This is a genomic window from Janthinobacterium sp. GW822-FHT07H10, assembly GCF_058798675.1.
On sequence record NZ_JBXAKS010000003.1, the window covers coordinates 143,249 to 163,121 of the forward strand.

At 57.0% G+C, this 19,873-nt stretch carries 33 protein-coding genes; 1 reads left to right on the plus strand and 32 read right to left on the minus strand.

The features are described 5' to 3' along the window. Positions 1 to 117 precede the first annotated feature (117 nt). The 31 genes from AC1RDJ_RS08375 to creB form a co-directional block, all read right to left on the minus strand. A complete protein-coding gene (locus AC1RDJ_RS08375) occupies positions 118 to 1,095 on the minus strand; it encodes a DNA-directed RNA polymerase subunit alpha (RefSeq protein ID WP_008444343.1) in 978 nt (325 codons plus the stop codon). Between the two features lie 102 nt (positions 1,096 to 1,197). Next, positions 1,198 to 1,821, minus strand: coding sequence for a 30S ribosomal protein S4 (gene rpsD / locus AC1RDJ_RS08380; RefSeq protein ID WP_071325659.1), 624 nt, complete (start codon positions 1,819 to 1,821; stop codon positions 1,198 to 1,200). A gap of 258 nt (positions 1,822 to 2,079) precedes the next feature. After that, positions 2,080 to 2,484, minus strand: a complete 405-nt coding sequence (gene rpsK, locus AC1RDJ_RS08385) for a 30S ribosomal protein S11 (RefSeq protein WP_010394475.1) — start codon at positions 2,482 to 2,484, stop codon at positions 2,080 to 2,082. 17 nt (positions 2,485 to 2,501) lie between these two features. Then, the gene (rpsM, locus tag AC1RDJ_RS08390) at positions 2,502 to 2,867 is read right to left on the minus strand and encodes a 30S ribosomal protein S13 (RefSeq protein ID WP_046681666.1); all 366 of its coding nucleotides are present in this window, start codon (positions 2,865 to 2,867) and stop codon (positions 2,502 to 2,504) included. A 14-nt stretch (positions 2,868 to 2,881) separates the two neighbouring features. Continuing rightward, complete coding sequence (rpmJ, locus tag AC1RDJ_RS08395) at positions 2,882 to 2,995, minus strand: 50S ribosomal protein L36 (protein ID WP_010394471.1); 114 nt, start codon at positions 2,993 to 2,995, stop codon at positions 2,882 to 2,884. 42 nt (positions 2,996 to 3,037) lie between these two features. After that, positions 3,038 to 3,256: a translation initiation factor IF-1 gene (gene infA / locus AC1RDJ_RS08400; protein WP_005663428.1), complete on the minus strand. Its 219-nt coding sequence runs from the start codon at positions 3,254 to 3,256 to the stop codon at positions 3,038 to 3,040. Positions 3,257 to 3,274: 18 nt separating this feature from the next. Further along, on the minus strand, positions 3,275 to 4,609 hold the full coding sequence (secY, locus tag AC1RDJ_RS08405; protein ID WP_071325660.1) for a preprotein translocase subunit SecY: 1,335 nt from the start codon (positions 4,607 to 4,609) through the stop codon (positions 3,275 to 3,277). A gap of 32 nt (positions 4,610 to 4,641) precedes the next feature. Further along, positions 4,642 to 5,073: a 50S ribosomal protein L15 gene (rplO, locus tag AC1RDJ_RS08410; RefSeq protein ID WP_034753211.1), complete on the minus strand. Its 432-nt coding sequence runs from the start codon at positions 5,071 to 5,073 to the stop codon at positions 4,642 to 4,644. Between the two features lie 30 nt (positions 5,074 to 5,103). Then, positions 5,104 to 5,283 (minus strand): 50S ribosomal protein L30, encoded by a 180-nt coding sequence (gene rpmD / locus AC1RDJ_RS08415; protein ID WP_010394435.1) that lies wholly within the window; start codon positions 5,281 to 5,283, stop codon positions 5,104 to 5,106. Positions 5,284 to 5,293: 10 nt separating this feature from the next. Continuing rightward, positions 5,294 to 5,812 (minus strand): 30S ribosomal protein S5, encoded by a 519-nt coding sequence (gene rpsE / locus AC1RDJ_RS08420; RefSeq protein WP_010394433.1) that lies wholly within the window; start codon positions 5,810 to 5,812, stop codon positions 5,294 to 5,296. A 9-nt stretch (positions 5,813 to 5,821) separates the two neighbouring features. Continuing rightward, positions 5,822 to 6,184 carry a 50S ribosomal protein L18 gene (gene rplR, locus AC1RDJ_RS08425; protein WP_010394431.1) on the minus strand — a complete coding sequence of 121 codons (363 nt, stop codon included), beginning with the start codon at positions 6,182 to 6,184 and terminating at the stop codon, positions 5,822 to 5,824. A 13-nt stretch (positions 6,185 to 6,197) separates the two neighbouring features. After that, the gene (rplF, locus tag AC1RDJ_RS08430; RefSeq protein ID WP_071325661.1) at positions 6,198 to 6,731 is read right to left on the minus strand and encodes a 50S ribosomal protein L6; all 534 of its coding nucleotides are present in this window, start codon (positions 6,729 to 6,731) and stop codon (positions 6,198 to 6,200) included. A gap of 10 nt (positions 6,732 to 6,741) precedes the next feature. After that, positions 6,742 to 7,137 carry a 30S ribosomal protein S8 gene (gene rpsH, locus AC1RDJ_RS08435; protein ID WP_071325662.1) on the minus strand — a complete coding sequence of 132 codons (396 nt, stop codon included), beginning with the start codon at positions 7,135 to 7,137 and terminating at the stop codon, positions 6,742 to 6,744. A 14-nt stretch (positions 7,138 to 7,151) separates the two neighbouring features. Continuing rightward, positions 7,152 to 7,457 carry a 30S ribosomal protein S14 gene (rpsN, locus tag AC1RDJ_RS08440; RefSeq protein ID WP_038497021.1) on the minus strand — a complete coding sequence of 102 codons (306 nt, stop codon included), beginning with the start codon at positions 7,455 to 7,457 and terminating at the stop codon, positions 7,152 to 7,154. A gap of 4 nt (positions 7,458 to 7,461) precedes the next feature. Continuing rightward, positions 7,462 to 8,001 (minus strand): 50S ribosomal protein L5, encoded by a 540-nt coding sequence (rplE, locus tag AC1RDJ_RS08445; protein ID WP_010394421.1) that lies wholly within the window; start codon positions 7,999 to 8,001, stop codon positions 7,462 to 7,464. Positions 8,002 to 8,007: 6 nt separating this feature from the next. Then, positions 8,008 to 8,322, minus strand: a complete 315-nt coding sequence (rplX, locus tag AC1RDJ_RS08450) for a 50S ribosomal protein L24 (RefSeq protein WP_010394419.1) — start codon at positions 8,320 to 8,322, stop codon at positions 8,008 to 8,010. Positions 8,323 to 8,331: 9 nt separating this feature from the next. Continuing rightward, a complete protein-coding gene (gene rplN / locus AC1RDJ_RS08455; RefSeq protein WP_008444317.1) occupies positions 8,332 to 8,700 on the minus strand; it encodes a 50S ribosomal protein L14 in 369 nt (122 codons plus the stop codon). Positions 8,701 to 8,953: 253 nt separating this feature from the next. Next, positions 8,954 to 9,226 (minus strand): 30S ribosomal protein S17, encoded by a 273-nt coding sequence (gene rpsQ / locus AC1RDJ_RS08460; RefSeq protein ID WP_010394415.1) that lies wholly within the window; start codon positions 9,224 to 9,226, stop codon positions 8,954 to 8,956. Beyond that, complete coding sequence (rpmC, locus tag AC1RDJ_RS08465) at positions 9,223 to 9,414, minus strand: 50S ribosomal protein L29 (RefSeq protein ID WP_010394412.1); 192 nt, start codon at positions 9,412 to 9,414, stop codon at positions 9,223 to 9,225. Before rpmC ends, rpsQ begins: the two co-directional genes overlap by 4 nt. Positions 9,415 to 9,426: 12 nt before the next feature. After that, a complete protein-coding gene (gene rplP / locus AC1RDJ_RS08470; protein ID WP_034753201.1) occupies positions 9,427 to 9,846 on the minus strand; it encodes a 50S ribosomal protein L16 in 420 nt (139 codons plus the stop codon). A gap of 2 nt (positions 9,847 to 9,848) precedes the next feature. Next, complete coding sequence (rpsC, locus tag AC1RDJ_RS08475) at positions 9,849 to 10,664, minus strand: 30S ribosomal protein S3 (protein ID WP_071325663.1); 816 nt, start codon at positions 10,662 to 10,664, stop codon at positions 9,849 to 9,851. Positions 10,665 to 10,673: 9 nt separating this feature from the next. Beyond that, entirely contained in the window at positions 10,674 to 11,006 is a 333-nt protein-coding gene (rplV, locus tag AC1RDJ_RS08480) for a 50S ribosomal protein L22 (protein WP_170840583.1), read from the minus strand. Then, positions 11,003 to 11,278, minus strand: coding sequence for a 30S ribosomal protein S19 (gene rpsS, locus AC1RDJ_RS08485; protein WP_008444295.1), 276 nt, complete (start codon positions 11,276 to 11,278; stop codon positions 11,003 to 11,005). Before rpsS ends, rplV begins: the two co-directional genes overlap by 4 nt. A gap of 10 nt (positions 11,279 to 11,288) precedes the next feature. Next, on the minus strand, positions 11,289 to 12,116 hold the full coding sequence (gene rplB, locus AC1RDJ_RS08490; RefSeq protein WP_034753198.1) for a 50S ribosomal protein L2: 828 nt from the start codon (positions 12,114 to 12,116) through the stop codon (positions 11,289 to 11,291). Continuing rightward, on the minus strand, positions 12,116 to 12,433 hold the full coding sequence (rplW, locus tag AC1RDJ_RS08495; protein ID WP_010394398.1) for a 50S ribosomal protein L23: 318 nt from the start codon (positions 12,431 to 12,433) through the stop codon (positions 12,116 to 12,118). Before rplW ends, rplB begins: the two co-directional genes overlap by 1 nt. Beyond that, positions 12,430 to 13,050 carry a 50S ribosomal protein L4 gene (rplD, locus tag AC1RDJ_RS08500; RefSeq protein WP_034753197.1) on the minus strand — a complete coding sequence of 207 codons (621 nt, stop codon included), beginning with the start codon at positions 13,048 to 13,050 and terminating at the stop codon, positions 12,430 to 12,432. The genes rplW and rplD overlap by 4 nt, the downstream gene beginning before the upstream one ends. A gap of 3 nt (positions 13,051 to 13,053) precedes the next feature. After that, positions 13,054 to 13,710 carry a 50S ribosomal protein L3 gene (rplC, locus tag AC1RDJ_RS08505; RefSeq protein ID WP_010394393.1) on the minus strand — a complete coding sequence of 219 codons (657 nt, stop codon included), beginning with the start codon at positions 13,708 to 13,710 and terminating at the stop codon, positions 13,054 to 13,056. A 325-nt stretch (positions 13,711 to 14,035) separates the two neighbouring features. After that, positions 14,036 to 14,224 (minus strand): hypothetical protein, encoded by a 189-nt coding sequence (locus AC1RDJ_RS08510; protein ID WP_071325664.1) that lies wholly within the window; start codon positions 14,222 to 14,224, stop codon positions 14,036 to 14,038. A gap of 249 nt (positions 14,225 to 14,473) precedes the next feature. Then, positions 14,474 to 15,871: a cell envelope integrity protein CreD gene (gene creD, locus AC1RDJ_RS08515; RefSeq protein WP_493027211.1), complete on the minus strand. Its 1,398-nt coding sequence runs from the start codon at positions 15,869 to 15,871 to the stop codon at positions 14,474 to 14,476. A 91-nt stretch (positions 15,872 to 15,962) separates the two neighbouring features. Further along, positions 15,963 to 17,384: a two-component system sensor histidine kinase CreC gene (gene creC, locus AC1RDJ_RS08520; RefSeq protein ID WP_493027212.1), complete on the minus strand. Its 1,422-nt coding sequence runs from the start codon at positions 17,382 to 17,384 to the stop codon at positions 15,963 to 15,965. Further along, on the minus strand, positions 17,381 to 18,118 hold the full coding sequence (gene creB / locus AC1RDJ_RS08525; protein WP_071325667.1) for a two-component system response regulator CreB: 738 nt from the start codon (positions 18,116 to 18,118) through the stop codon (positions 17,381 to 17,383). Before creB ends, creC begins: the two co-directional genes overlap by 4 nt. Before the next feature lie 175 nt (positions 18,119 to 18,293). On the opposite strand from creB, the gene AC1RDJ_RS08530 reads away from it, so the two are divergent. Further along, positions 18,294 to 18,842 carry a tetratricopeptide repeat protein gene (locus AC1RDJ_RS08530; protein ID WP_493027213.1) on the plus strand — a complete coding sequence of 183 codons (549 nt, stop codon included), beginning with the start codon at positions 18,294 to 18,296 and terminating at the stop codon, positions 18,840 to 18,842. A 120-nt stretch (positions 18,843 to 18,962) separates the two neighbouring features. Here AC1RDJ_RS08530 and AC1RDJ_RS08535 read toward each other — a convergent pair whose 3' ends face one another. Beyond that, positions 18,963 to 19,808, minus strand: a complete 846-nt coding sequence (locus AC1RDJ_RS08535; RefSeq protein WP_071325669.1) for a DUF817 domain-containing protein — start codon at positions 19,806 to 19,808, stop codon at positions 18,963 to 18,965. Between the last annotated feature and the right edge of the window lie 65 nt (positions 19,809 to 19,873).

The window sequence follows — 19,873 nt, forward strand, 5'->3', positions numbered from 1 at the left end:
AGTTCTTCGATCGGCTGGTTGGGAAACCCCATACAGCCGCGGACCGGTTTGGTGCTACAAGATAAAAGCCTGGGACACCTGTCCCAGGCAGTTTGCTACAAAATACTGTGACTGCGATTACTTTTCCAGGCCGGCAGGCGGCCAGTTTTCCAGCTTCATGCCCAAGGTCAAGCCGCGCGATGCCAGCACTTCCTTGATTTCGTTCAGGGACTTGCGGCCCAGGTTTGGCGTTTTCAGCAGTTCGTTTTCCGAACGTTGGATCAGGTCGCCGATGTAGTAGATGTTTTCCGCTTTCAGGCAGTTTGCCGAACGCACGGTCAACTCCAGGTCGTCGACTGGACGCAACAGGATAGGATCGACCAGCGGTGCGCGCGATGGCGCTTCGGCAGCGGCTTCCGTGCCTTCCAGGGCAGCGAACACATTCAACTGGTCCACCAGGACGCGGGCCGACTGGCGGATCGCTTCTTCCGGCGAGATCACGCCGTTGGTTTCGATGTTGATGATCAGCTTGTCCAGGTCGGTACGCTGTTCAACGCGAGCCGATTCAACGAAGTACGATACACGGCGCACTGGCGAGAACGACGCATCGAGGATGATGCGGCCGATGGTCTTGTTCGTGTCTTCCGACAGGCGACGCACGTTACCAGGAACGTAGCCGCGGCCTTTTTCAACCTTGATCTGCATGTCCAGCTTGCCACCGGCGGTCAGGTGGGCGATCACGTGGTCTGGGTTGATCAGTTCGACGTCATGCGGCAGGTCGATGTCGGAGGCCAGGATCGCGCCTTCGCCTTCTTTTTTCAGAGTCAGGGTTACCGAATCGCGGTTGTGGACTTTGAAAACCACACCCTTCAAGTTCAGCAACAGATCGACGACGTCTTCTTGCACGCCATCGAGGGAGGAATATTCGTGGACGACGCCAGCGATCGTCACTTCGGTCGGCGCGTAGCCCACCATCGACGACAGCAGAACGCGGCGCAACGCGTTACCCAATGTGTGGCCATAGCCGCGCTCAAACGGTTCCATCACGACCTTGGCGTGACCTGCACCGAGAGCTTCAACATCGATAATACGTGGCTTCAACAAACTGTTTTGCATGAAATGTCCTTTTCAATACCCTCGGCTCATTACACCGATAAGGCTGATGGCATTAGTAAAACGCCCACTCGATCGAGTGGGCGGAGGTGGTGCTAACTGCTATTAACGCGAGTACAGCTCGACGATCAGCGATTCGTTGACGTCGTTAGCGATTTCGTTACGCTCTGGCAGGGACTTGAAAGTACCTTCCATTTTCTTGGCATCAACCGAAACCCAGCTAGGCATACCAACTTGTTCAGCCAGCGACAGTGCTTCAACGATACGCACTTGCTTTTTCGATTTTTCACGAACAGCGATGATGTCGCCAACTTTAACTGCGTACGAAGCGATGTTCACAACGATACCGTTCACGGTGAACGCTTTGTGGCTGACCAGTTGACGCGCTTCAGCGCGGGTCGAGCCAAAGCCCATGCGGTAGCAAACGTTGTCCAGACGCGTTTCCAGCAACTTCAACAGCGTTTCGCCGGTGTTGCCTTTACGACGGTCTGCTTCAGCGAAGTAGCGGCGGAATTGACGTTCCAGCACGCCGTACATGCGCTTGACTTTTTGCTTTTCGCGCAGTTGGTTACCGTAGTCCGAGGTGCGGGCGCCGGATTTGACACCGTGCTGGCCTGGCTTGACGTCCAGTTTGCACTTGCTGTCCAGCGAGCGACGTGCACTCTTCAGGAACAGGTCTGTACCTTCACGGCGGGAAAGTTTTGCTTTAGGTCCGATATAACGTGCCACGATACTTCCTTTTTTTAAATGATAACGCCCCAGCCACATGCATGATCAAACACACTGATGCGGTTAGGCGCTAGTCTGATTTGGTTTCAATCAGACGGTGGCTGAAAACGAAAAACCCGCCAAACAGAATTTGACAGGCAAGAACAGCCGGGCAGTATAACCGTTTCCGGCTCCCTGCTCCAGCGTTTTCACACAACTGTACTGAGTTACAACAGACAGCAAAGCAGCTGGCGCCGAAGCGCCCTCTGCAACACTATCTTAGATACGACGACGTTTCGGTGGACGGCAACCGTTGTGCGGTACCGGCGTCACGTCCTGGATCTCGGTGATCTTGATGCCCAGGTTGTTCAGCGCGCGAACGGCGGATTCACGACCAGGACCTGGGCCCTTGATACGTACTTCCAGGTTCTTCACGCCACACTCAACAGCCACTTTACCAGCGGCTTCCGCGGCGACCTGCGCTGCGAATGGGGTCGATTTACGCGAACCCTTGAAGCCTGCACCGCCGGAGGTAGCCCACGACAAGGCATTGCCTTGACGATCGGTGATGGTAATGATGGTGTTATTGAACGATGCGTGGACATGTGCGATGCCTTCAGCGACGTTCTTTTTAACTTTTTTACGCACGCGTGCTGATGCGGCGTTATTTTGCGACTTAGCCATAATTATTCCCTAGCGGATTATTTTTTCAGCGATTGAGCGGCTTTACGCGGTCCCTTGCGGGTACGTGCGTTCGTACGCGTACGCTGGCCACGGCAAGGCAGACCCTTACGATGACGCATGCCGCGGTAGCAACCCAGATCCATCAAACGCTTGATGTTCATGGACAGTTCACGACGCAGATCGCCTTCGACGATGAATTTACCTACTTCATCGCGCAGCTTTTCCAGTTCGCTGTCATCCAGATCTTTGATCTTTTTGTTGGTTGCTACACCGGTCGATGCACAGATTTTCTCTGCGCGTGGACGGCCCACACCGTAGATGGCCGTCAGGCCGATAACGGTATGCTGATGATTTGGGATATTAACCCCTGCAATACGTGCCATTTGTTATTCCTCGATTAACCTTGACGCTGCTTGTGACGTGGTTCCACGCAGATAACGCGGACTACGCCTTTGCGCTTGATGATCTTGCAGTTGCGGCAGATCCGCTTGACTGATGCGAGAACTTTCATTTTTGGGCTCTTTCTTTCGCTTCTTTGGTTTGATTCAGTGTGTTACTTGGTACGGAACACAATGCGGGCTCGGCTCAGGTCGTACGGCGTCAACTCCACCGTCACCTTGTCTCCAGGGAGAATGCGAATATAATTCATCCGCATTTTACCTGAAATATGCCCGAGCACCACGTGTCCGTTCTCCAGCTTCACTCGAAATGTTGCATTTGGGAGATTCTCAAGAATCTCGCCCTGCATCTGTATGACGTCGTCTTTTGCCATTCGGTATGTTTACCGCGCTTAACGCGTCGGAATTCCGCCCTTGAAATTTGCTTTGCGCAGCAGTGAATCATATTGCTGCGACATCACGTAGTTCTGTACTTGCGCCATGAAATCCATGGTGACAACTACAATAATCAATAAAGAAGTACCGCCGAAATAGAATGGTACTTTCCACTGGGCTTGCATAAATTCCGGCAATAAACACACCAGGGTGATGTAGACTGCGCCGGCAAGTGTCAAGCGTGTCAGGATCTTGTCGATGTAACGGGCTGTCTGTTCGCCTGGACGGATCCCGGGAATGAACGCACCGCTTTTCTTCAAGTTATCCGCTGTTTCCTTGCTGTTAAACACCAGCGCTGTATAGAAGAAACAGAAAAACACGATCGCCACTGCGTACAACAGCGCATGGATAGGCTCACCAGGCCCCATCGATGCTGCCAAATCTTTCAAGAACCGCACCGCAGGGTTAGCGTTGTCGGCGCCCTTTGAAAACCAGTCCACGATAGTGGCCGGGAACAAGATGATCGAAGAAGCAAAGATCGGCGGGATCACGCCGGCCATGTTCAGCTTCAACGGCAAATGGCTGGTTTGACCGCCATAAATCTTGTTGCCTACCTGGCGCTTCGCGTAGTTGACCAATATTTTGCGCTGACCACGTTCGACGAATACAACGAAGTACGTTACCAGTGCTACCAGGATCACGATGAAAATCGCGCTGAAGCTGCTGATCGAACCATTCGACACCTGAGTGAACAAGCCACCCAACGCCGACGGCAGACCGGCTGCAATCCCGGCAAAAATGATGATCGAGATGCCATTACCCAAGCCACGCTCGGTAATTTGCTCACCCAACCACATCAAAAACATTGTTCCGGTCAACAAAGTGACGACCGTCACGAAGCGGAATGCAAGACCAGGTTCCAACACCAGACCAGCTTGCGACTCCAGTGCGACTGCAATGCCTAACGCTTGGAACAGTGCCAGGGCAACCGTGAAATACCGGGTGTACTGGGTGATCTTGCGACGACCTGCTTCGCCTTCTTTTTTCAACGCTTCCATCTGCGGTGACACGATCGACAGCAATTGCATGATGATCGAGGCCGAGATATAAGGCATGATACCCAGCGCAAACACTGTAAAACGAGACAAGGCACCGCCCGAGAACATGTTGAACATGCCCAGGACGCCGCCTTCGTGCTCCTTGAACAGCGAGGCTAATTGTGTCGGGTCAATCCCGGGAACCGGGACGTGAGCACCGATACGATAAACCACCAATGCGCCAAGCAAAAACCAGAGCCGTCCCCAAGGGAAACCGGCCGCTGCACTTTTAGCAAGTTGTGGATTAGTCGCCAATTTTCGCTCCGATCAAGCTGTTAGCGGTCAACTCAGGCTACCGAGCCGCCGGCTGCTTCGATGGCTGCTTTCGCGCCAGCGGACACTTTCAAGCCCTTCAAATTCACCGCTTTGGTGATTTCGCCGGACAAGATCACGCGCACGTCACGGGCCAACACGCCCAGAACGCCAGCTTGCTTCAAGACCAGAATGTCGACATCGCCAACAGCCAGGTTGTTCAGATCGGACAGGCGCACTTCAGCTTTGAAGGTTGCGTGCATCGATTTGAAACCGCGCTTAGGCAGACGGCGTTGCAGAGGCATCTGACCGCCTTCGAAACCGACTTTATGAAAGCCGCCCGAACGCGATTTCTGACCTTTGTGACCACGACCCGAGGTTTTACCCAGGCCGGAGCCGATACCGCGACCGACGCGACGCTTGTAGTGCTTAGCGCCTTCGGCTGGTGCAATAGTATTCAATTCCATGATTTGCTCCGTTCGTGTAAGCCCGAAGGCTTACCCGACAACTTTAACGAGATACGATACTTTATTGATCATGCCGCGTACGGATGGGGTGTCTTGCAATTCGGAAACCGAATTTACACGACGCAGACCCAGACCGCGCACGGTAGCGCGATGCGATTCGCGCGTACCGATCAAGCCCTTGACCAATTGCACTTTGACTGTGTTTGTCATTTTGTCCACCTTAAGCCAGAATGTCTTCGACCGACTTGCCGCGTTTGGCAGCGATATCGGAAGCAGTGCTCATTTTCGACAGGCCGTCCAGCGTAGCGCGTACCAGGTTGTATGGGTTGTTCGAACCGGTGGATTTCGCCACCACGTCCGTCACGCCCATCACTTCGAAGATAGCGCGCATTGCGCCACCAGCGATAACGCCAGTACCAGGCTTAGCTGGGTTCATCAGGACCTTGGAGGCGCCGTGACGACCAACAACCGTGTGATGCAAGGTACCGTTTTTGAGCGGTACTTTGATCAGGTTGCGACGGGCTTCTTCCATTGCCTTCTGCACGCCAACTGGCACTTCTTTCGATTTGCCCTTGCCCATGCCGACGCGGCCATCGCCATCACCAACTACGGTCAGCGCGGCGAAACCCATGATACGACCACCCTTGACCACTTTGGTCACGCGGTTGATCGCGATCATTTTTTCGCGCATGCCATCATCCGGCTTGTCGCTTTGCATTTTTGCTTGCATTTTTGCCATGATTGATCCTTAGAACTTCAGACCGGCTTCGCGTGCGGCTTCTGCCAACGCTTTCACACGGCCGTGGTAACGGAAACCGGAGCGGTCGAACGCAACTTCGGTAATTCCTGCTTTCAACGCTTTTTCAGCGACGCGCTTGCCGATCAAGGCTGCAGCAGCGGCATTGCCGCCTTTGCCGGATTGGCCTGCCAGTTCAGCGCGTACTTCCGCTTCAGCCGTCGAGGCCGAAACCAGGACTTTAGCGTCCGGGCTGATCAGGTTGGCGTAAATGTGCAGGTTGGTGCGATGCACCGACAAGCGATTTACTTTCAATTCCGCAATCTTGATGCGGGTTTGGCGTCCGCGGCGAAGCCGTGATTCTTTCTTATCCATCGTCAGCCCCTAATTACTTCTTCTTGGTTTCTTTAAGCTTAACCACTTCGTCCGCATAGCGAACGCCCTTGCCTTTATAAGGCTCAGGAGCGCGGTAAGCACGAACTTCAGCGGCTACCTGGCCAACCTGTTGACGGTCGATACCTTTAATCAGGATCTCGGTCGGGGTTGGTGTTGCGCAGGTAACGCCGGCTGGCATGTCATGCACTACAGGGTGCGAGAAACCCAGGGACAGATTCAGCTTGTCGCCTTGAGCTTGCGCCTTGTAACCCACGCCTACCAGGTTCAGCTTTTTCTCGAAACCCTTGGTGACGCCAACAACCATGTTGTTGACCAGTGCGCGCAGCGTGCCGGACATGGCATTGGCTTCGCGGCTGTCGTTCGCCACGTCGAAACTCAGGGTTCCTGCATTGTTTTCTACTTTGACCAGGCCGGTGAGGGCTTGGGAAAGCACGCCCAGCGGGCCTTTTACGGTGATCGCTTGTGCGGAGATGGCGACTTCGGCGCCAGCTGGCACTACGATAGGCATTTTAGCTACTCGAGACATGTGTAACTCCTTAAGCCACGTAGCAAATAACTTCGCCGCCGACACCGGTAGCGCGTGCTTTGCGGTCAGTCATGACGCCTTGCGGAGTCGACACGATCGCCACACCCAAGCCATTCATCACAACAGGGATCTCGTCTTTACCCTTGTAGACGCGCAGACCCGGACGGGACACGCGCTCCAAGCGCTCAATAACGGGACGGCCAACATAATACTTCAAACCGATCTTCAGTTCCGCCTTGCCACCAGCTTCGGCAACAGCGAAATCTTCAATGTAACCCTCGTCCTTCAGGACGTTGGCAATCGCAATTTTGACTTTCGACGATGGCATGGCCACGGTCGTTTTTTGCACGCCTTGTGCGTTGCGAATGCGGGTCAGCATATCGGCGATAGGATCGCTCATACTCATTGCATATTCTCCTATTACCAGCTTGCTTTTGTCATACCCGGAATTTCACCACGCATGGCGAATTCACGGAGCTTGATACGACCCAGACCGAATTTACGGAATGTGCCGCGCGGACGACCGGTGATTGCGCAACGGTTACGTTGACGCGTCGGATTCGAGTTACGTGGCAGCGCTTGCAGTTTCAAGCGCGCTTCGTAACGCTCTTCTTCCGATTTCGACTGGTCATCAACGATGGCCTTCAGCGCAGCGCGTTTGACGGCGAATTTCGCAGCCAGGTCTACACGCTTTTGCTCACGGTTAATCAGTGCCAATTTTGCCATGATCTCAGTTTCTGAACGGGAATTTAAAGGCGGCGAGGAGCGCTTTGGCTTCATCGTCGGTCTTAGCGGTTGTCGTGATGCTGATATTCATACCGCGCAACGCGTCAATCTTGTCGTACTCGATCTCAGGGAAGATGATCTGTTCCTTGACACCGATGTTGTAGTTACCACGACCATCAAATGCACGGCCGTTCACACCACGGAAATCGCGTACGCGCGGCAGAGCCACGGTAATGAAGCGATCCAGGAACTCGTACATGCGAGCGCCGCGCAGGGTGACCATCGTACCGATCGGATAACCTTCACGGATTTTGAAGCCTGCGATAGCTTTGCGGGACTTGGTGGTCACTGGCTTCTGGCCGGCGATCTTGGTCAAGTCAGCAACAGCGTGCTCGAGAACTTTTTTATCCGCGATAGCCTCACCAACACCCATGTTCAGGGTGATCTTGGTCAGGCGTGGAACTTCCATTACCGACTTGTAACCAAACTTGCTGGTCAGGTCGGCAACGACTTTTTCTTTATAGAATTCTTGGAGACGTGCCATGATTTCTTAAGCCTTCACTACTTCGCCGGAGGATTTAAAGACGCGGACTTTTTTGCCATCCACTTCTTTGAAACCCACGCGATCTGCCTTGCCAGTCGCTGCATTAAACAATGCAACGTTGGACACGTGAATTGGCATGGTCTTATCGACGATACCACCAGTTACGCCAGTCATCGGGTTTGGCTTAGTCGCTTTTTTAGCGATGTTAATGCCGTCAACCACGATATGTTCAGCATCGATACGCTGCTGTACCACACCACGTTTGCCCTTGTCTTTCCCGGTCAGAACGATGACTTCGTCGTTTTTACGAATCTTATCCATTACGACTCCTTACAGGACTTCCGGTGCCAGGGACACGATTTTCATGAACTTCTCAGTGCGCAGTTCGCGCGTGACAGGTCCAAAAATACGGGTACCGATCGGTTCCAGCTTGGCGTTCAACAGTACGGCGGCATTGCCGTCGAACTTCACCAGGGAACCGTCTTGGCGGCGAACACCTTTAGCGGTGCGCACAACCACGGCGTTATAAATTTCACCTTTTTTGACACGGCCACGTGGCGCAGCAACCTTAACGGTTACCTTGATCACATCGCCAATGCCAGCATAACGGCGCTTGGAGCCGCCCAATACCTTGATGCACATTACTTCTTTGGCACCGGTATTGTCAGCCACTTCGAGCCGGCTTTCAGTTTGAATCATAGTATTCTCTTTCCCAACTTAAGCCGAAGAATCCACACAATGTAGACCCACGGTCAGTCTTGGTCCCGCCAGAGCCGCCCTGCTGGGCTTCACTGTTTGGGTGCATGACCTTCATACATCAACTGACCGCGAATGCTACTGTCTGTGGCCAGACACTTTGCGGCGTTACATGAACGAAGCCCGCAAGTATTACATACAATTTGCGGGCCTGCAAGTACTAATTAAAACCCACCGCCGAAACGGTGGTTTTTATTTAAACGGTTGGTGCGGCTTGAACCACACGTGTCACCGTCCATGCCTTCGTTTTGGAGATCGGGCGACCTTCCTGGATCTCGACCGTATCACCGGCCTTGACTTGGTTGGTCTCGTCATGCGCGTGATACTTGTTCGAACGCATGATGATCTTGCCATACAAAGGATGTTTTACGTGGCGCTCGATCAGAACGGTAACGGTCTTGTCCATCTTGTCCGAAACCACTTTACCGATCAGCGTGCGCTTGAGCGACTGTTTCACTGGTTCGTTCATTTGGCTTCCTTCAGATTCATTACCGTCTTCACACGCGCGATATCGCGGCGTACCTTCTTGAGCTGCGAAGTGTTGCTCAGCTGCTGCGTAGCGATTTGCATGCGCAGGCCGAACTGTGCCTTCAACAGGTCATTCAGCTCTTTTTGCAGAGCTGGCTGGTCCTTGCCGCGGAGTTCAGATGCTTTCATATACAACTCCAATTATTGGCCGACTTGGCGGATGACAAACGTCGTCGCCAGTGGCAGTTTAGCGGCGGCAAGACGGAATGCTTCCCGTGCCAGCGCTTCATCAACGCCATCCATTTCGTACAGTACTTTGCCTGGCTGAATTTCAGCGACGTAGTACTCAGGATTACCTTTACCGTTACCCATACGGACTTCAGCCGGTTTGTTCGAAATCGGTTTGTCTGGGAAAATACGGATCCAGATACGGCCACCGCGCTTGATGTGACGCGTCATTGCACGACGCGCCGCTTCAATTTGACGCGCAGTGATACGACCGCGCGCAACTGCCTTCAGACCGAATTCGCCAAACGACACGGCGGTGCCGCGGCTGTGCGAAATACCGGTGTTACGGCCTTTCTGCTCTTTACGATACTTTCTGCGTGCTGGTTGCAGCATGATTATTCTCCTGCTTTCTCAGCTGGTGCAGCGGCGGCCGGTTTAGCGGCGCGCACACGAGCAGCACCTGGTGCTGTGGATGGTTTCGCACCCGCTGGACGTGGGCGGCCGGCTGGCTTGCCATCGTCACGGCGTGGACCGCGGCTCTTCTTCTCGTCAGCTGGAGTATCGATGACTGGTGCATCGCCGTTAGGCGCGCGGTCACCTTTGTATACCCACACCTTGACGCCGATGATGCCGTAGGTGGTCGACGCTTCGCTGGTACCGTAGTCGATATCGGCGCGCAGGGTATGCAGAGGCACGCGGCCTTCGCGATACCACTCTTTACGTGCGATTTCGATACCGTTCAGACGGCCGGACGACATGATCTTGATACCGAGAGCACCCAGGCGCATTGCGTTTTGCATTGCGCGCTTCATGGCGCGGCGGAACATGATCCGTTTTTCCAGCTGCTGAGCGATCGAATCGGCGATCAGTTGCGAGTCGATTTCTGGCTTGCGGATTTCTTCGATATTCACGTGAACAGGCACGCCCATGATCTTGGTCAGCGCGGACTTCAGTACTTCGATGTCTTCGCCTTTTTTACCAATGACCACGCCTGGGCGCGAGCTGTAGATCGTGAAGCGCGCGTTCTTGGCTGGGCGCTCGATAACGATGCGGCCAACGGAAGCGTTCTTCAGTTTCTTTTTCAGGTAAGCACGTGCTTTCAAGTCTTCGTTCAGCATGGCAGCGAAATTACCGTTGCCTGCATACCAGCGCGAAGCCCAGTTACGGGTGACCGCCAGACGGAAACCGGTTGGATGAATTTTCTGACCCATCGTGGCTCCTTAGTTACCGACAGTCACGTAAACGTGACAGGATTGTTTCGAAATACGGTCGCCACGGCCTTTTGCACGCGCGGTGAAGCGCTTCAGGACCGGGCCCTTTTCGACGTAGATCGTTTTCACGAACAATTCGTCGATGTCCGCGCCATCGTTGTGCTCAGCATTCGCAATTGCGGATTCCAGAACACGCTTGATGATCGCAGCACCTTTTTTCGGGCTGAATTGCAAGATGTTGAGTGCAGCGTCAACTTTCTTGCCACGGATCAGGTCCGCAACCAAGCGGCCCTTTTGGTCCGACAGGCGCACACCTTTGAGGATAGCTTTAGTTTCCATTATTTCTTAGCCTTTTTGTCAGCTGCATGGCCCTTGAACGTACGGGTCAGTGCGAATTCGCCGAGCTTGTGACCAACCATGTTTTCGGAAACATAAACCGGCACGTGCAGCTTGCCGTTATGTACCGCGATCGTCAGGCCGATAAAGTCAGGCATGATTGTCGAACGACGCGACCAGGTTTTGATTGGCTTTTTGTCTTTGGCTGCTTGCGCGGCTTCAACTTTTTTCACCAGGTGGGCGTCACAGAACGGCCCTTTTTTCAATGAACGTGTCATGTGCTACCCCTTATTTCTTGCCGCGGCGCGAGACGATCATGGAAGTAGTACGCTTGTTGCTGCGTGTCTTCTTACCCTTAGTCTGTTGGCCCCAAGGCGAAACTGGATGACGACCAGCTGCTGTTTTACCTTCACCACCACCGTGCGGGTGATCGACCGGGTTCATGACCACACCGCGAACGGTAGGACGAACACCGCGCCAGCGCATCGCACCAGCTTTACCGATTTTACGCAGGCTGTGCTCGGCGTTACCGACTTCACCAACCGTAGCACGGCACTCGATGTGCACGCGACGTACTTCACCCGAGCGCAGACGCACTTGAGCGTAGGTACCTTCACGTGCCATCAGCACAACGCCAGCGCCAGCGGTACGTGCCATTTGGGCACCTTTACCTGGCAGCATCTCGACGCAATGCATCACGGTGCCGACTGGGATGTTACGGATTGGCAAGCAGTTACCCGATTTGATCGGCGCTTCCGAACCATTCATCACGCTATCGCCAACGGCCATGCCTTTGGTTGCGATGATGTAGTGGCGTTCGCCGTCGGCGTAGCACAGCAGAGCGATATTCGCGGTGCGGTTTGGATCGTATTCGATACGTTCCACTTTCGCTGGAATACCATCTTTGGTGCGCTTGAAGTCGATCAAGCGATAGTGTTGCTTGTGACCACCACCGATATGACGGGTGGTGATGTGACCGTTGTTGTTACGACCAGCGGTCTTGGATTTCTTTTCAACCAGGGCAGCGAATGGACGACCTTTGTACAGGTCGGCATTCACCACCTTTACCATGCCGCGACGGCCTGGCGAGGTTGGTTTCATCTTAACGAGTGCCATTATGCAGCCTCCTCGGAGAAGTTGATTTCCTGGCCAGGTTTCAGGCACACGAAAGCACGCTTGGTATGGTTACGACGGCCGTTGAACTTGCCGGTGCGCTTTTGCTTACCTTCGCGGTTTGCAGTTTGCACGGACAGGACTTCGACCTTGAACAGCAGTTCGACCGCTGCCTTGATTTCAGGCTTGGTTGCATCCGGCAGTACGCGGAATACAATTTGCTCGTTCTTTTCCGCGACCATGGTGGCCTTTTCGGAAATTACAGGAGCCAACAGCACCTTCATCAAGCGTTCTTCGCTATGTTTCAAAATCGCGCTCATGCCAGCATCTCCTCAATCTTAGCCAATGCAGCTTTGGTGACCAAGATCTTCTTGTAGAACACCAGGGACATCGGGTCTGCGTGACGCGGCTCAACGACGAGTACGTTAGGCAGGTTGCGCGATGCCAGTTCCAGGTTTTCGTTCAGAACGTCGGTGATGATCAGAACCGAATCAAAGCCCAGGCCGTTCAATTTTTGCGACAGCAGCTTGGTTTTTGGCGCGTCGATCGTCAGATCGTCGATGACGATCAGGCGCTCTTCGCGAGCCAGCTGCGACAGGATCGAGCAGATACCTGCGCGATACATTTTTTTGTTCACTTTGTGGGTGAAGTTTTCGTCAGGCGAGTTCGGGAAAATCCGACCACCGCCGCGCCACAGTGGCGACGACGACATACCAGCACGAGCGCGGCCGGTACCTTTTTGGCGCCATGGCTTTTTCGTCGTGTGGTGAACTTCTTCACGGTCTTTTTGCTTGCGGTTACCACTACGTGCATTCGCTTGATAAGCGATGACGACTTGGTGGATCAGCGCTTCATTGTAGTCACGGCCGAAAATCGTATCGGCTGCAGCAACGTTCGAGGCGGCTTGACCTTGCGCATTCAGAAGCTTGAGTTCCATCGTTTAAGCTCCCTTCTTGGCTTTGGTTTTGATGGCTGGCGAGACAACTACCTGGCCATTTTTCGCGCCTGGAATCGCGCCTTTGACCAGCAGCAGCTGACGGTCGGCATCGATACGGGCGATCACGAGGTTCTGGATCGTACGGTTAACGTCACCCAGATGACCGGTCATGCGCTTACCAGGGAAAACGCGACCTGGATCTTGTGCCATACCGATGGAACCTGGAACGTTATGCGAACGCGAGTTACCGTGCGTTGCACGGCCAGAAGCGAAGTGGTAACGTTTGATAACGCCTGCATAGCCTTTACCAATGGTAACGCCTTGCACGTCGATCTTTTGACCGACTTCGAACAGGGAAGCAGCGACAACATCGCCAGCTTTCAGTTCAGCGGCTTTAGCAGCGTCAACGCGGAACTCTTTCAACAGAGTACCGGCTTCAACACCAGCTTTAGCGTGATGACCAGCAACAGCTTTGGTCACGCGGGAAGCGCGACGTTGACCGAATGCGACCTGAACAGCGGAGTAACCATCTGTTTCAGGGGTTTTGATTTGCGCAACACGGTTGTTCGATACGTCCAACACGGTGACCGGGATCGAATCCCCTTCATCCGTGAAAATGCGCATCATACCAACCTTGCGACCGAGAAGGCCTAGGCTCATTTTTTCTCCATTCCCACCTGCGATTGGGCGGGGCTTGTTTAACTACAAAGTAACGTAGGACTCAAAAAAGACGAATCCATACCGAAGCCGGCTAGTATATAGCACAAAAACCCTTGACGCAACAAGTTAACACGAGGTATGTCAAAGTGTTGCGCGACGCCCCTGCGGGAGTTGTCCGCCATCGTGAAAAGGCGTGCGCGGCGGCATGCCGTTGCGCGCAAAGCGCCGCGCCATGCGCCCTGGCGCCTGACGGCAGAAACACAGAGGGCGCGCAATCGGCTTGCGCGCCCCGCTCCACTCACCTTGGGCTTGGCAGCCGGAAAGCTTATTGCTGGCAGTTAATCAGGCAATGGTCATACAGGTCCGTGCAGATGGGGCTGCCACCGAGGTGGGCCCGGCAATTCGCCACTTTTTGCCCGCACTCGCTGTAGCACTGCGTGACGTCGCCGGCGGCAAACGCATATGAGGCGCTCAGGCCGAGCGCAAACAGGAAAGCCATCGTCTTCTTGATCATGTTTCATCTCCGTTTATCAGATGGAAGGACAAACAGGATGGCGCGCCATCGTCACGCCAGCCCGGACGAACGCCACGGCACCCGTCATTACTTAAAAAACAATGCCAATAGAATACCGTAAACAATACCAACCAACTACCAATTAAAGAAATCGTCGCGCGCCCTCCTCGCCTCCAATCAAAAAGCCAGCCCGGGCATGACGCTGCCAGGGCTGGCCGGTGATACTCGCGGGTGGCGCCCGCCATGCACTTACTCCTGCGGCGCGCCTTTGCCAATCTGATACCAGTCCACCTTGCGCGTCGCCACCATGATGGCCGCCAGCACGGCGAACAACAGGATGCTGCCCATCACCAGCGCATTGTTTTCCGAACTCAGCAGCCCGTACAAGGCGCCATACAGTACGGTCAGTGCGACGCCGAAACCGATGCCGCGCCACACGTTGTGCAGCACGTGCACCAGATAAAAGCTGGTCAGCGCGATGCAGGCGGCGCTGGCGGTCAGATAGGCGCCGAGGAAAGCGATATGCTCGGCCAGGCCTACCAGCAGCAGGAAGAAGATCACCAGCGACAGCCCCACCAGCAAGTACTGCACCGGGTGGATCGGCAGGTTTTTCAGGATCTCAAAGATGAAGAAGGCGGCAAAGGTCAGCGCCACGAACAGCAGGCCATACTTGGTGGCGCGGTCCGATTGCGAATACACGTTCACCGGCTCGATGAAGCCGACGCTGAAGCGGTCCACCTGGCCCAGCGGCGCACTGTCGGGCACCTTGAATTCGCCCTCGATGGTGCTCAGCTGCGTTTGCGCATTCGTGGCCAGGGACGAGATGTTCCAGCCCACGCTGAACCCCTGGGCGTCGATCTGGCGGTTTTTGGGCGACGGCAGGAAGCGGCCGCCAAACTGCGGATGCGGCCAGTTCGATTTGATGTGGATCTGGCTGTTCTTCGCCACCGGCACGAAATGCTGGCGTTCGATACCGTCCAGCCCCAGGTCAAAGCTGAAGCGCACCTGCCGCGGCGCCGCCAGCGGCAAGCTGCCCAGCGCTGCATGCAGGCCGCTGCGGAAGGCAAACAGGTCGGTCCCCTGCTCGAATTCGATCTGCTGGCCGCCCCAGTCGATCTTCGGGATATTGCGGATGCCGCGCACGTCCTCGATCGACAGGGCGACGAAGGGTTCGCCCACGGTCACGCGCGAGTCGGGCGACTTGCGCGGCAGCTGGGCGCTGCCCGGCACGGTAAAGTCGCCCTTGAACGCATGCTGGCCGCTGTAGACCAGCACCTGGTGGATGCCCCGGTAGCGGCGGTCCGTCTCGATGCTGCCATCGATCTGCAAATCGTTCGGATACACGAGCAGGCGGCGCTGCACCGTACGGCGCAGCAGCTCCGTGCGCACCGGCAATTTCACTTCCTGCGTCTTGTCATCGCCCTTGGCCACCTCCACGCGCTCTTCATATTGCTCCGTGTAGGGAATCACCAGGATGGGGCCGATGATGGTTTGTTCGCGCACCGAATCGGCGGCGATGCTGTTGACGGCTTCCTGGCGGAACTCCATCCGCTCCTTGATCGTTTCCTGAATCATCAGCAGCGGCAGGCCGATCAGCAGCATCAGGCCGAAGACGATCAATGCCTTGATTAATAGCGTTTTTTGCATGGCGCATCCTTAAAGTAAGGAAGCCAGTGTAAAAAAGCCATGTGCGCTGACGATGCGCTGCGTGTGAAGTGCGGAAATAAATTCCGGCCAGCTACACCAGGGGCAGGCACAGGCGCGCGCAGGCGCCGCCATCCGGATGGTTGGCTACCTCCACCCTGCCGCCATGCAGCAAGGCCACCTCGCGCACGAAGGGCAAGCCCAGGCCCGTGCTCTTGCCGGCCTCAGGGCGCGGCAGCGAATAGAAGCGTTCGAAGACGCGCTCCTGCGCATACGCGGGGATGCCCGCGCCGCGGTCGCGCACGCTGATTTCCACTTGCGTCGCCTGGCGCTGCGCCGTCAGGTCGATGCGGCTGCCAGGCGGCGCGAAGCCGGCGGCATTGTCGAGCAGGTTGCCCAGCGCCTGGCGCAGCAACAGGGCATCGCCATCCACGCTCAGCTCGTCGCACTGTATCTGCAGGCGCACGCCGCGCACGGCCAGCGTGGCAGCCGCGTCCTGCGCCACTTGCGCCAGCAGGGGCGCCAGCGCGATGCGCTCCGGATGGTCGAGGCGCTGCTGCTTTTCCACGCGCACCAGGGCCAGCAGCTTGTCGATCAGCTGCCGCTGGCGCGCGTTCTGCTCCAGGATGCTGGCAAGGAACTGGCGGCGCTCGGCCGGCGGCATGTCTTCCTGCAGCAGCTCGGCCGACGCCTGGATGGCGGCGATCGGGCTTTTCAATTCATGCGCCAGCGTATGCATCAATTGCTCCACATACTCCTTGCCTTCCAGCCGGGTGCGCATCGCCTCCAGCGCCCGCCCCAGGGTGCCGATCTCGTTCCTGCCCAGCGCCGGCAGGGCCACCTTGCGCCCCGCCTCCACGTCGCCGATATAGCGCATCAGCTTGCCCAACGCATGGTGCAACCACCAGGCGAACGCCAGGCCGATCAGCAGCGACAGCAACAGCAGCACGGCGCCGCGCTGCAGGATCTTGCGCTGGCTGCGCTCGACAAACGCCTGCACGCTGGCATTCGGCTTGGCCACCGTCAGCACGCCGATGACCTCGTTGCCGTCGCGAATCGGCGCGGCCACGTGCATCACCGTCGACATCTCGTCATCGGGCCGGCTGCGCGTGCTGCGCGCGCCATACTTGCCCTGCAGGGTGAGGTAGACATCGTTCCAGCGCGAGTAGTCGCGCCCCACGTCGCGCCCGCTGGAATCGAACAGCACGATGCCGCGCCGGTCCGTGATGTAGATGCGGTAGTCGAGGCTTTGCTTGCGCACGCCATTGATGTTGACGTCCACGCCGTGCTGCGCGTAATTCTGCATGCGTGCCGCCACCGGCGAGTTCGCCAGGCTGCCCGCCTTCAGATCGGGCGCCACCAGGCTGGCCAGCAGTTGCGAGGTATCGACCAGCGTATCTTCCAGGGTCGAGCGCACGCCCGGCTTGACCTGCTCCATGAAGACATTCAGCAGGAACCACGCCGCCAGCCCCACGATCAGGAAGTAGCCCAGCAGGATGCGCAGGCCGATTCTCATGCGCCAGCCAGGCTGTAGCCGAGGCCACGGTGGGTCTGGATGGGTTCCTGCTGCGCGTCGATGGCGCGCAGCTTGGCGCGCAGGGATTTCACGTGCGCATCGACGGTGCGCTCGAGCGTGTCGGGCGCGCCGCTCCACACGCGCTCCATCAGCTGCGCGCGCGACAGCACGTGGCCCGGATGCTCAAGCAGGGTCTTCAGCAACAGGTATTCGTAGCGGGTCAGGTCCAGCGGCTGGCCATGGAACAGCACCCTCGCCTCGAGCGCGCGCAATTCGAAACGCGCCGGCGCCACGCTGGCCGTCCTGGCGGTGGCGGCTATCGTCATGCCAGCCTCGCGCGGCACCTGTGTGGCGCCCGCGCGACGCAGGATGACGCGGATGCGCGCCACCAGTTCGCGCGGCGAAAACGGTTTCGTGACGTAATCGTCGGCGCCGATTTCCAGGCCGACGATGCGGTCGATTTCGTCGCTGCGCGCCGTCAGGAAAATCACCGGCACCTCGGAAAACTGGCGCAGGCGGCGGCAGACTTCGAGCCCGCTCATGTCGGGCAGTCCCACGTCGAGCACCACGAGAACGGGCATTTCCGCGGCTTCGCCGGCAGCCGGGCGCAAGGCGGCCAGCGCCTGCTCGCCCAGCATCACATGGCGCGGCGCGAAACCGTCCGTGCGCAAGGCATAGGCGATGCTGTCGGCGATCGCCTGTTCATCTTCCACGATCAGGATAGTCTTGGACATGGCGGCGGCGTGCAGTGAAGGAGAGACCCGGAGTATCCCTGAAGCGGGCAAGCGGCGTCAATCGCGCGCGTCCGCACGTGCCGGCAAAAAGCCGCCCACGATGAAAAACTGATGGTATATTCATCACAGCTTGACTCCACCGATATGCAGTGCCCCACACCTGTACGAGGAGACCATGAAGAAACATACCATCAGCCTGCTATGCAGCGTCAGCCTGCTGGCCGCCTGCGCGACGCCGGCCACGCTCACCACTTCCAACGCACAACACGACGCTTGCAACGCGGCCGAGATCAAAGGCCAGCTTGGCGAAGCGGAACTGGCTTGCGTGCAGGCGCTGCGCAGCGCCGAGCAAGCCGGGGCGAGCGCGGAAATCCTGTCGCAACGCCAGTACAACCTGGGCCGCATCAAGCGCCTGCAAGGCAAGAATGCGGAAGCGGAAGCGCTGTACCGGCAAGCGCTGGCCACGGAAGAAACGGCACAGCCGCGCAGCGACGCACGCGTCGGCCGGCGCCTGGTGGAGCTGGCGTCGGCGCTGTCGGCGCAAGGCAAGTGGCAGGAGGGCACGACCTACCTGGAACGCGTGCTGCCCCTGCTGCCGAAACTGTCGTCCGCTTCGCGCACATATACAGCGGAAGTGCTGCGCCAGTACGCCAGGCAGCTGCAGGGCGGCCCGCAGGCGGCGCTCGGCAACCGCTTCGATGCGGTGGCGGCCAGCCTGCAGTAAGGGTACCCCCATCGGCCACGACGGGCTTCTGGCGTTCCGCGTCAGGCGACGGTCCCCAGGCCCGCATCCCCGGTGCGCAGGGCCGGCACTGCCTGCATGGAAGCCCCACCGGGGCCGGGCCTAATGCTGGGCGACGTGGATGCTGGCCTTGATGTGCTTGAGGTGGGCCACGATGGTGAACGTCATCACCACCAGCAGCGACCATGAGCTCCATTTGCTCACATGCACGACCGACCAGGCGCCAAGCTGGTTCGGATAGCGCCACACGCCCCAGAAGGTGCTGATGTTTTCAGCCAGCCAGATAAAGAAGCCGACCAGCACGAAACCCAGCAGCAAGGGCATGCTGCGGTCGCGGTCGAGCGGGCGGAACACCACGGTGGTGCGCGCGTACAAGCCCAGCGCGCAGGCCGCCAGATACCAGCGATAGTCGCCGATGTAGTGATGGGTGAAGAAGTTGGCGTAGATCAGCAGCGCGATCAGCACCGCCATCCAGTACGGCGGATGGTGGCGGATCCGCATATCGAGCAGGCGCCAGGTCTGGATGATGTAGCTGCCGACGGCCGCATACATGAAGCCGGAGAACAGGGGGACGCCGAACACCTTGGTATAGGCGAAGTCGGGATAGCTCCACGACTGGATTGCCCCCGACACCTTGAACACCTCCAGCGCGAAGCCGACCAGATGAAACAGGCAGATGGCCTTCAACTCATCCCACGTTTCCAGTCCGCTCCAGACCATCGCGCCCTGGATCGCCAGCGCCACCAGCAGCAGCACGTCATAGCGCGGCAAGCCGAACAGGCCGGCGCGCGGCACCAGGAACACGGCGGCAAAAAACAGACCGACGAACAGGCATGACCTCGCCTCCTTGATGCCGAAATACAGGAATTCGGTCAGGAAGCGCGGCCAGCCGCGCAAGCGGCTACGGGGCGCGGCATTTAACAGGTGGGCATCGAGAGCATTAAGCATGCGGCAACTTTATCTTCCAGCCGCGGCACTGTAAAGCGATATCCCCCCGCGCATCGATGGCAGGG

Excerpts from the sequence above, each read along its gene's own strand:
- AC1RDJ_RS08375 (WP_008444343.1), bottom strand. The coding sequence starts at position 1,095 with ATGCAAAACAGTTTGTTGAAGCCACGTATTATCGATGTTGAAGCTCTC.
- rpsK (WP_010394475.1), bottom strand. The coding sequence starts at position 2,484 with ATGGCTAAGTCGCAAAATAACGCCGCATCAGCACGCGTGCGTAAAAAA.
- rplB (WP_034753198.1), bottom strand. The coding sequence starts at position 12,116 with ATGGCACTCGTTAAGATGAAACCAACCTCGCCAGGCCGTCGCGGCATG.
- creB (WP_071325667.1), bottom strand. The coding sequence starts at position 18,118 with ATGTCCAAGACTATCCTGATCGTGGAAGATGAACAGGCGATCGCCGAC.
- rpsE (WP_010394433.1), bottom strand. The coding sequence starts at position 5,812 with ATGGCAAAAATGCAAGCAAAAATGCAAAGCGACAAGCCGGATGATGGC.
- rplF (WP_071325661.1), bottom strand. The coding sequence starts at position 6,731 with ATGTCTCGAGTAGCTAAAATGCCTATCGTAGTGCCAGCTGGCGCCGAA.
- rplX (WP_010394419.1), bottom strand. The coding sequence starts at position 8,322 with ATGGATAAGATTCGTAAAAACGACGAAGTCATCGTTCTGACCGGGAAA.
- rpsQ (WP_010394415.1), bottom strand. The coding sequence starts at position 9,226 with ATGAACGAACCAGTGAAACAGTCGCTCAAGCGCACGCTGATCGGTAAA.
- rpmD (WP_010394435.1), bottom strand. The coding sequence starts at position 5,283 with ATGACAAACACAGTCAAAGTGCAATTGGTCAAGGGCTTGATCGGTACG.
- AC1RDJ_RS08510 (WP_071325664.1), bottom strand. The coding sequence starts at position 14,224 with ATGATCAAGAAGACGATGGCTTTCCTGTTTGCGCTCGGCCTGAGCGCC.
- AC1RDJ_RS08535 (WP_071325669.1), bottom strand. The coding sequence starts at position 19,808 with ATGCTTAATGCTCTCGATGCCCACCTGTTAAATGCCGCGCCCCGTAGC.
- rplW (WP_010394398.1), bottom strand. The coding sequence starts at position 12,433 with ATGAGCGCGATTTTGAAACATAGCGAAGAACGCTTGATGAAGGTGCTG.
- rplP (WP_034753201.1), bottom strand. The coding sequence starts at position 9,846 with ATGCTGCAACCAGCACGCAGAAAGTATCGTAAAGAGCAGAAAGGCCGT.
- creC (WP_493027212.1), bottom strand. The coding sequence starts at position 17,384 with ATGAGAATCGGCCTGCGCATCCTGCTGGGCTACTTCCTGATCGTGGGG.
- rplR (WP_010394431.1), bottom strand. The coding sequence starts at position 6,184 with ATGGATAAGAAAGAATCACGGCTTCGCCGCGGACGCCAAACCCGCATC.
- rplE (WP_010394421.1), bottom strand. The coding sequence starts at position 8,001 with ATGGCACGTCTCCAAGAATTCTATAAAGAAAAAGTCGTTGCCGACCTG.
- rpmJ (WP_010394471.1), bottom strand. The coding sequence starts at position 2,995 with ATGAAAGTTCTCGCATCAGTCAAGCGGATCTGCCGCAACTGCAAGATC.
- infA (WP_005663428.1), bottom strand. The coding sequence starts at position 3,256 with ATGGCAAAAGACGACGTCATACAGATGCAGGGCGAGATTCTTGAGAAT.
- rpsN (WP_038497021.1), bottom strand. The coding sequence starts at position 7,457 with ATGGCAAAATTGGCACTGATTAACCGTGAGCAAAAGCGTGTAGACCTG.
- rpsS (WP_008444295.1), bottom strand. The coding sequence starts at position 11,278 with ATGACACGTTCATTGAAAAAAGGGCCGTTCTGTGACGCCCACCTGGTG.
- rpsH (WP_071325662.1), bottom strand. The coding sequence starts at position 7,137 with ATGAGTATGAGCGATCCTATCGCCGATATGCTGACCCGCATTCGCAAC.
- rpsM (WP_046681666.1), bottom strand. The coding sequence starts at position 2,867 with ATGGCACGTATTGCAGGGGTTAATATCCCAAATCATCAGCATACCGTT.
- rplO (WP_034753211.1), bottom strand. The coding sequence starts at position 5,073 with ATGGAATTGAATACTATTGCACCAGCCGAAGGCGCTAAGCACTACAAG.
- rpsC (WP_071325663.1), bottom strand. The coding sequence starts at position 10,664 with ATGGGTCAGAAAATTCATCCAACCGGTTTCCGTCTGGCGGTCACCCGT.
- rplN (WP_008444317.1), bottom strand. The coding sequence starts at position 8,700 with ATGATTCAAACTGAAAGCCGGCTCGAAGTGGCTGACAATACCGGTGCC.
- rplD (WP_034753197.1), bottom strand. The coding sequence starts at position 13,050 with ATGGAACTCAAGCTTCTGAATGCGCAAGGTCAAGCCGCCTCGAACGTT.
- rpmC (WP_010394412.1), bottom strand. The coding sequence starts at position 9,414 with ATGAAAGCATCTGAACTCCGCGGCAAGGACCAGCCAGCTCTGCAAAAA.
- AC1RDJ_RS08530 (WP_493027213.1), top strand. The coding sequence starts at position 18,294 with ATGAAGAAACATACCATCAGCCTGCTATGCAGCGTCAGCCTGCTGGCC.
- creD (WP_493027211.1), bottom strand. The coding sequence starts at position 15,871 with ATGCAAAAAACGCTATTAATCAAGGCATTGATCGTCTTCGGCCTGATG.
- rplC (WP_010394393.1), bottom strand. The coding sequence starts at position 13,710 with ATGAGCCTAGGCCTTCTCGGTCGCAAGGTTGGTATGATGCGCATTTTC.